Origin of the sequence: Desulfitobacterium sp., assembly GCF_034927245.1 — a bacterium.
Classification (GTDB): domain Bacteria; phylum Bacillota; class Desulfitobacteriia; order Desulfitobacteriales; family Desulfitobacteriaceae; genus Desulfitobacterium_A.
On the sequence record NZ_JAYFQK010000029.1, the window covers coordinates 1 to 5,307 of the forward strand.

The 5,307-nt window shown below is 43.9% G+C and carries 4 protein-coding genes, 1 rRNA gene and 1 pseudogene; all 6 read right to left on the bottom strand.

Annotated elements, in window-relative coordinates; translation table 11 throughout:
• Positions 1-107: pseudogene (locus VB077_RS08015) on the bottom strand (sulfite reductase, dissimilatory-type beta subunit); the annotation flags it as partial.
• 23 nt (positions 108-130) lie between these two features.
• On the bottom strand, positions 131-1,318 hold the full coding sequence (gene dsrA, locus VB077_RS08020) for a dissimilatory-type sulfite reductase subunit alpha (RefSeq protein WP_323414705.1): 1,188 nt from the start codon (positions 1,316-1,318) through the stop codon (positions 131-133).
• Between the two features lie 32 nt (positions 1,319-1,350).
• Positions 1,351-1,539 carry an ATP-binding protein gene (locus VB077_RS08025; protein ID WP_323414706.1) on the bottom strand — a complete coding sequence of 63 codons (189 nt, stop codon included), beginning with the start codon at positions 1,537-1,539 and terminating at the stop codon, positions 1,351-1,353.
• 336 nt (positions 1,540-1,875) lie between these two features.
• Positions 1,876-3,492, bottom strand: a complete 1,617-nt coding sequence (locus tag VB077_RS08030) for a (Fe-S)-binding protein (RefSeq protein ID WP_323414707.1) — start codon at positions 3,490-3,492, stop codon at positions 1,876-1,878.
• A gap of 47 nt (positions 3,493-3,539) precedes the next feature.
• On the bottom strand, positions 3,540-4,409 hold the full coding sequence (locus VB077_RS08035) for a nitrate reductase gamma subunit (RefSeq protein ID WP_323414708.1): 870 nt from the start codon (positions 4,407-4,409) through the stop codon (positions 3,540-3,542).
• A 768-nt stretch (positions 4,410-5,177) separates the two neighbouring features.
• Positions 5,178-5,294 (bottom strand): 5S ribosomal RNA (rrf, locus tag VB077_RS08040).
• Between the last annotated feature and the right edge of the window lie 13 nt (positions 5,295-5,307).

Consider the following 5,307-nt stretch of genomic DNA (forward strand, 5'->3'; position numbering starts at 1 on the left):
ACACCCGGCTTAGGGATCTCATGATAGCGCCATTTTCCGTAGTTTTCGAGAATCACCGGGGGAAGCATATCTTTATAATACACAGGTCCCTGATCTGTTTTAGCCATCTTAAATCCACCTCTCCGTTGTTCTATTTATTGATCTCGTCTTCCGGCCAGAAGACATAGGGGTTCGACCTTGGGCGATAAACCATTTGCGGGACTGCCGGCAAATCAACAGCGGCCAGGAATTTGCTCATACCAATACGATAGATGGTTTCACCGATTCTTTCACGCGTCTTCCCGTTTTCATCCCACCATTCCCAGATCCGTCTGAGAAGGTCTTTGAACTCTTCATAGTCGTCTTCCATTTTTATGAATGGAATGATAACCCAGCCCATGAATGCGGATTGAACGATCGTTGATTTTCCGCCGATCAGGATGGAGGCACCCTTTTCTTTACCCGCTTTGATGGCTTTCGGCATTTCATTGATACAATGCATGCAGCGTGAGCACTCTTCAGGAACAACGCTCAATTCTTTCTTTTCCGCATCATAGTTCAGCGCTTTGGTCGGGCAAAGATCGCAGACTTCGCCTTGAATATCCATTCCCGCTTCGGCATAGGCTTTGACTTCGGCCGGATCAATCTGTAAAGAGTCACGCCAGGTTCCGATCACCGCAAAGTCGGAGCGAGCAATCGCCGCTACACAGTCATTAGCGCAGCCGGAGAATTTAATTTTAGATTTATAAGGCCACATCGGGCGGTGTAATTCATCTTGGAATTCATTCGTGATGTTATAGCAAGCATCAAGGGTATCATAGCAGGCATGCTCGCAACGAGCAGGACCGCAGCAGCAGCTTGGAGATCTCAAGTCAGAACCCGAACCACCCAAGTCCATGCCGGCTTCGCTTAAATCATCAAAAATAGGTTGTAACTCTTCGGTTACAGTTCCGAGCAAAACAGCGTCCCCTGTAGCTCCGTGGAAGTTCATAAGTCCGCTTCCGCGTTTTTCCCAAATATCACAAATCGTCCGAAGGCATTTCGTATCATAAAACCATCCGCTAGGAGCATTGATCCGGACAGTATGGAAAGCCTGCAAGTGTGGATATTCCTCAGGCAAATCCGTGTAACGGCCGATAACACCGCCGCCGTAACCTTTTACACCCACGATTCCACCGTGTTTCCAGTGTCCTCTCTTATCCTCATAGGATCTTTCCAAGAGGTGAAGTAATTCTCTCGATGCTTCGTTATTAGCAGCAGCCTTCTTAATTTCCGTCACAAAACTAGGCCATTGTCCTTTTTCCAGTTCGTCTAGCTGCGGTGTCTTCTTTTCAGTCATGGTACAACCTCCATCCTTTGAAATTTTAGATTTTACATCTCCGTAATGGATACAGCACCCGTTGGGCATACCGTAATGCAACTTTCACAGCCCATGCAATCGGTTTCTTCACCAACAACTTCTGTCTTCTCTCCATTGAATTTGAGAAGGTGTGCAGGGCAACCATCGGCACACGCATTGCATCCGGAGCATTGATCAGGATCAATACTAACAATGAACATTCTTCATCCACCTCCTTTATGGGGTATGTTCGGGCAAGTTCGTGAAGGCTCCTCGCATGCAATTGGAAATCATGTCAACTGCCTACGCTCTATTGTTCTTGTGGGTATTTACACTTTACCCTAACCCTATATTAACGACAGATATGCGTTTCGTAAACGACAAAAAACTGATTGTACAATTCATAATACGGATTGTCGAATAATGTCGAATGTAATAAGCTAAAGATCTCCTCCGTACTTCTCCTATCCGGCTCCAGCCAGTTAAACTTTAGATTTCTCTAAGGGAAGTCCCATCAATAAGATACTATGAAAGCGGCTTCCCTTAAATTCATTCGATTACTGTTCTAAAAACTCGAAGTAAGGTTTATCCATCGTAACAAGAGCATTGACCATAAGTTCGACTAAACCGTCATATTGCAGATTGAACTTCTCTGTAGCCTCGTAAAACTCGAGAATTCCCCGTATCGTCCCCTTACAGTTTGAACACGGGGCACATACGTATTTAACAATTGACGGATCTTCAATCGTGTCTTGGAAAGCATTAAGAATCTGCGCAAATTTCTTACGGGCAGAAACCTTGTTGCGGAACTCCCCAAAGTTTGGAGAATTCATAATTGCAAAACCGCTTCCTCCGCCGCAGCAATAGTTATCTACGCCATGTGGTGTCATTTCTCTAAATTTTGGTGCGATAAGTTTTAAGACATCTCTTTGGGGTTGAACAATCCCCATTTGCCGTACAACATTACAAGGGTCATGCAGGGTTACCGGGAAATTATTTTTACTGGGGTCAAATTTGAGCGCTCCGGAATAGGCAATCTCCCTCAATAGGGGGAAACAGCTTTCCACGGGAACTTTATCACTGCCATAAGCCATCCTATCGGCAATAACGGCAGCCGCTTTATGGGCATGGCCGCATTCGCCGATAACAATACGCTGTACGTCTAAATCCTTTGCGGCAGTCATTTGTCCGGTTGCAATCCGCTTGGCCTGGATATCATCATACCAAATTCCGTAGTTAACACTGTCATAGCCCATCATTTCACTGCTGAGCGTCCAATTCAGACCCGCTTCTTCAAAGAGAATAGCAAAAGCCATTGGATTTTGCGGCCAGGCAATGAACTCCCCGGCATTATGAATTAAAAGGATATCAGCGCCTTTTTTATCAATCGGGAATTTTATTTTGCGTCCGAACTTTTCCTCAAGCTCTTCCTCAAGAAATTCTACCGTATCCAAGAAGGCAGGTTTGGTAAGTCCTGTGGAAGAACCCGTCTTGAGTTGGTTTACGGTTCCTTTATTATGAATTGGGGACGGTGCAATCTCCATTTCCTGACTGAAAATCTTACGGATTTCTTTAGCCGGAATAGAATTATCTAATCCTAATGGGCAAGTTTGGGCACAACGCCGGCACAGGTTGCAACGATAGGCCGCTTCGCCTAGGCGTGCAATACTTTCCCAAGTTGCATCCATATCTGCTCCGACAAAACCCCCAAGGATTTTTCCGCTTGTCGTAAAATATTTCTTGTAAAGCTTACGCAATACCTCCGAACGGAAGATCGGACGATATAATTCATTGTTCCCGGAGCCCTCATAGATATGGCATGCTTCCGAGCATGTGTTGCATTTTGCACAGTACTCAAATGTCAAGGCTAAGGGCTGTAAAGCTCCGCCATTAGCGTCCGTGAATATTTTCTCCAGACCGCTTAAGAACTTCTTAACAAATTCTTCTTCCTCTTCTTTGGTCTTAGGCCTTTTCAAGGTATCCAAGGCTACGAATCCATCTAAGGAAGCGCAGTATTTTTCTCTCCAGGCCGGTTTAGGTTCTGTAAATGCCGGTTCCATGCCCGGTTTGTCATAAGGTGCCGGTAAAGGCATGATTTCATTATCATTCAGCTTGATCAGCTGTTCATCAGGACGTTGCAGATCACGCGGCTTTAAATCTTTCTGATCTATCATTACGATGCTCCTCTCATTACTTCAATCATTGTTCTTCTGGCAAGGGCTTAACCCTTGATATGCGGAGCAGACCATGAATGTTGCGGTTTATTATGTGCTGCCTTCTTCATTTGCTCTTCAATTTTACCACCCGGTAGGTTGGGTTCATTTTCCCAAATAACTTTGTGGAAAGTGAAGTATTTCCCAACATAATGACTCATCTTACTCAAAGGAATATAAATATACATGATCCCTAATAATACAATGTGGAGAGTGAGTAATGGGCTTGCATTTAGGGGCTTCAATGAAATCACGTTTTTCATTCCCCCAAGGGCTCCGGACAAGCTCGCATTATTACCCCATACAGCAATTCCCGTAACAACCACGGCAAACAAGAGCAATAGGTTAAAATATTCTTGCGGTGTGGTATGCTTTTTCAAAGTTGAATCTACGAGTCGACGAATAAATAAACTTGCTGAACCAAATGCAGCTAATATTAAGCCGACCCAGCCAAACAGCGGTGTAACATAAAAAAGCAACATTCCCCAAATAGATCCGGAAGCTGCCACGTTTCCACCCGCCAACTCAGTGATTGCTCCGATTAAAAGAAGAACAGTCCAACCCATAATACAATAGATTCCTAAATGAAGTGCGTATGAAAGCCACCAGAAGGGCCTTTGATTATCGAAAAGCTTCTTAATAAAGAGCATTTCCTTGAGCATATCAGCAAGTTCAGTCGACGCCGAGGTTTCCCTAGGCTTTTTCCACCAACCTACTTGCTCATAATACGACCCCCCATACTCATGTCCCTTTTCCTTAGGGATTGGATATAGATCCTGACGTCCATGTAATGGCATCTGTGCAAAATACTTAGCTTTATTGGCCGATAAAACCAGAAACAGGAGTATCGTTATGATTGCATAAATAACTAGGACCACATTCCTTACCTCCTTAATATTGTGTTTGTTCCTATTATCACACTTAAAGTCTAATAAAGATCATCCCATTTGTAAAATTCTGTTTTGTCATCGTGTGATTATAAATATAAATGGCCAGTGATATTTTGTGACGATATATGGTGATATCAATGAGGATAATTACAATTCTCCTTCTTTTCAAATGATTACGGATGAAGTATATGCAACTTCTTCAAGAATATCTTAACACATAATTTAATTGACGATGAGTTATTAAAGGAAATCGAAGAATTGCGTAAGCAATTGACCAGTAGCAATAATCAAGATGGGAAAAAGAAAATTAGTAAAAAGCTTAGAGAAAGCGAACTAAAATACAATTTAACGTTAGCGCTAAGAAACCGAAGAAAATAATTATGAGTACTATAGTCATTGATAAAGCAAAAAGACCTTCTTAATCAGACGATCCCTTCGTTCTTACCCGGCGCTGACCTACTTTCCCAGGACTCTGCAGTTCAAGTAGGGCAGTGCCTCTTTGCATGTATCTATAGCCATGGCACCTGCCCCGAAAACCATTCACTGGATGGTTTTCGTATCGGCCCTGGAGATCTTAACTTCCGTGTTCGAGATACGAAAGGGTATGGTATACCCTTTCGGCCAAGCCGCACGCCCCATAGGATTTCTTACCGGCGCAGGATCGAACGGGTGGAACCGACTTCGAAGGATTGCTAAGATGTTTTCCCGCAGGGAAAAGCAAAGAGACCGTCTTCAACAGACGATCCCTTCGTTCTTACCTGGCGATGACCTACTTTCCCAGGACTCTGCAGTCCAAGTATCATCGGCCCTGGAGGTCTTAACTTCCGTGTTCGAGATGGAAACGGGTGGAACCCCTCCGGCATTATCACCAGATCTTGATTAAATT

What these genes read in the sequence shown, in the direction of transcription:
- VB077_RS08030 (WP_323414707.1), bottom strand. Translation starts at nt 3,492, where the DNA reads ATGATAGATCAGAAAGATTTAAAGCCGCGTGATCTGCAACGTCCTGAT.
- dsrA (WP_323414705.1), bottom strand. Translation starts at nt 1,318, where the DNA reads ATGACTGAAAAGAAGACACCGCAGCTAGACGAACTGGAAAAAGGACAA.
- VB077_RS08025 (WP_323414706.1), bottom strand. Translation starts at nt 1,539, where the DNA reads ATGTTCATTGTTAGTATTGATCCTGATCAATGCTCCGGATGCAATGCG.